Source organism: Microcoleus sp. OTE_8_concoct_300 (assembly GCF_031383065.1).
Classification (GTDB): Bacteria; Cyanobacteriota; Cyanobacteriia; order Cyanobacteriales; family Microcoleaceae; genus Microcoleus.
Genome location: NZ_JANMZH010000175.1, coordinates 1 through 2,854 on the forward strand (window position 1 = coordinate 1; position 2,854 = coordinate 2,854).

General features: G+C 45.6%; 2 protein-coding genes. Both read left to right on the plus strand.

Annotation, left to right across the window (positions count from 1 at the left end):
- Positions 1-642: 642 nt before the first annotated feature.
- Entirely contained in the window at positions 643-2,238 is a 1,596-nt protein-coding gene (locus ACUVJL_RS08415; RefSeq protein WP_445245429.1) for a hypothetical protein, read from the plus strand.
- Positions 2,239-2,288: 50 nt separating this feature from the next.
- Positions 2,289-2,735 (plus strand): hypothetical protein, encoded by a 447-nt coding sequence (locus ACUVJL_RS08420; RefSeq protein ID WP_445245430.1) that lies wholly within the window; start codon positions 2,289-2,291, stop codon positions 2,733-2,735.
- The last annotated feature ends 119 nt before the right edge of the window (positions 2,736-2,854 follow it).

Here is a 2,854-nt window from a genome sequence, read left to right on the forward strand (position 1 = left end):
GGATTCATTGCCCAATTATAGTGTAGCTAGCTCTAAATTTATCGTCTAAATTAACTGCAACTGGCTCAAATCCTCATCCCTTCGTATAAATCAGCTAATTCAGCAGAATTTTATGAGCCTTTGCCTAACTCTAAAACACTGTCTGGGAGAAGCTTTGAGAGTTTTTACAGATGTCTGTTGTTGTCAAGGCTTTTCATACAATAGCGTTCATTGCCTAGTGCGCCAAGCGTACTGGCCTCTGGCTGCTTTTACTTCATCTTTCTTTACACAGCAGTGTTTATTTATGTCGCACTACTTAACGTCTGTATTGAGTGAATATAAAAAAGTACGTCTTTTCTCCCGCAGGTATGGAAATTAGTTACAGGCAATAGTTTTATATCAAGAAAATAAATGTCTAAGCGTGCTCTTTCATACTAGCTATTAAACACTAAGTGTAAAGTTTTATTGCAAAAATAATCAAAGATCCGGAGCAGTTTATGATTGATAAATAGTGAGCTCAAGTCAAGCGACTATAGCGCATTTATAAACTTTTGCTTACTATGTGGAATTCGCGTGCAGCTGTACTCGCGTGCAGATGTATTCGCATGCATCTGTCACGCGAGACAAAAGGAATTAGCACTTAGAAAAAAAGGCAAAAAGACTATGAGCTTAAATGATAATTTTGATGACCGAATTTTCCTCGGTGGCCTACCTGTGAGTACAACAGGCTCAAATATTGGAGACACCGAAGAAGTAGATGAACCTGCCCAAAGTGGGCCAATCAACTCGGCGTGGTGGTCTTGGACAGCACCCAGTACCGGGATAGTTACTTTTGACACCATAGGCAGTAATTTCGATACTTACTTGTCCCTTTTCACTGGTTATAGCCTTCCTAACCTCACTTTCATTGCAGCCGATGATGATGGGGCAGGGTATCCAGCTAGCCAGATTACCCAGAATGTCACAGCCGGGGAAACCTATCAAATAGCAGTCGATGGTTTTAGCAGTTATACCGGTGATATTCAACTTAATATTACCGCTCCCCCTCCACCCAATGACAATTTTGCCAACGCAATTGCTTTGACAGGTGCAACAGCCAACAGTACAGGCTCAAATCATGGAGCCACGGAAGAAGTAGGTGAACCTGCCCAAAGTGGGCAAATTAACTCGGCGTGGTGGTCTTGGACAGCACCCAGTAGCGGATTCTTTCAAGTTGACACCACAGGCAGTAATTTCGATACTTGGTTGTCCGTTTTCACTGGTTCTGCAGTTAATAACCTCACTCTCATTGGCAACGATGATGATTCGGGACCGGGTGTAACTAGCCTGTATAACCTGAATGCCACAGCCGGGACAACCTATAGCATAGCTGTTGATGGTTATAGCAATTATACCCTCGGTTCGATTAACCTTAATATTGCCCCTACCGCTCCACCCAATGACAATTTTGCCAACCGAATTAGTTTGGCAGGTCAAACAGCCAACGCTACAGGCTCAAATATTCGAGCCACCGGAGAAGTAGGTGAACCTACCCAAAGTGGGGCAACGGAGTCGGTGTGGTGGACTTGGACAGCACCCACTACCGGGAACTATACTTTTGACACCATAGGCAGTGGTTTCGATACTTACTTGTCCCTTTTCACTGGTTATACTGTTCCTAGCCTCGCTCTGGTTGCAGCCGATGATGATGGGGGAGGGTATCCAGCTAGCCTGATTACCCAAAGTGTCACAGCCGGGACAACCTATCAAATAGCTGTTGATGGTTATTACAGTGCTACAGGTCCGATTCAACTTCATATTGCACCTTCCTTTCCTCGCCCTGCTGGCGCTGGTAACTTAACTGGAGCCAATGCAGATACCATCAACGGTTTACCCGACTCTAGTGCAGGCAACGCTGCCAATAATACGCTCAAGGTGGGGGCTGGTGAAGATATTCTAACGGGTGGTACGGGTGCAGATACTTTGATATTGCCGTTTGCAGAATCCTCTGTATCCACCAGCGATCCGGTTACGGACTTTGCCGGCAGTGAGAAAATCGACTTAGTGACCCATGGTGGAGGCGCGATCAATGCCCCTAGTCTCTTTAGCCCTGCTCCCAGGGTTGTCCCCACCTTAGAAAAAGGCGTAAGTCCAGTGTTTACCGACGCTAATGGAGCATTAGCCGGAAACCAAGCTCTAGGAATTAATAGGGATCATTTCCGTGTCGCTGCCGATCCTTACCTGGTTGGCATTTCTCAGCCTAAGTCACTCGGCTTTTAAGTTGCATAATATAGACCCATTTGGCATCTTTATTGTCTTGAAGTAAGGTCATGGCTGTCACAACGGTATCCAGCAGCTATGCCTTACTCCAGCAGCCTCACAGATTTATAGTGGGAAATCCTTGCACCCCTACTGCCTCAGCTATTGCCTCAAAGGATTTGATGTTTGGCAACGGCGGTAGTGGCAAGCTATGCGGTGAGGAGGGCAACGATACTCTCAACTGCCCTAAAGGCGACGATTATCTGATAGGGGGTTTGGGCAATGATATTCTCAGCGGCGGCATGGGGCGATCTCGCTTTGTTTTAACAGCAGGTTCCGGGCCGGATCTAATTACTGATTTCACAAAAGGTGAAGATGCGCTGGTGTTAGCGAGCGGTCTAACTTTTGCTCAACTTAGTATTACCCAAAACGCTGATTCAGCTTTGATCAGGATTGGTCAGAATGGTCAACTGTTGGCTGCTTTGAAGGGGGTGCTAGCTAAGCTGTTCAGCATCTAAAACGCATATTGTATGGTATAATATGATAATTTTCCGAGAAAGTCAATGCCTACTAAAAACTTCCTCAGTTCTGAAACAAAGGAAACTCTGCAACAAGCATTAAAAGACCATGAGCATCC

Bases quoted from the DNA above. Each gene is read 5' to 3' on its own strand.
- ACUVJL_RS08415 (WP_445245429.1), top strand. From the start codon at position 643: ATGAGCTTAAATGATAATTTTGATGACCGAATTTTCCTCGGTGGCCTA.
- ACUVJL_RS08420 (WP_445245430.1), top strand. From the start codon at position 2,289: ATGGCTGTCACAACGGTATCCAGCAGCTATGCCTTACTCCAGCAGCCT.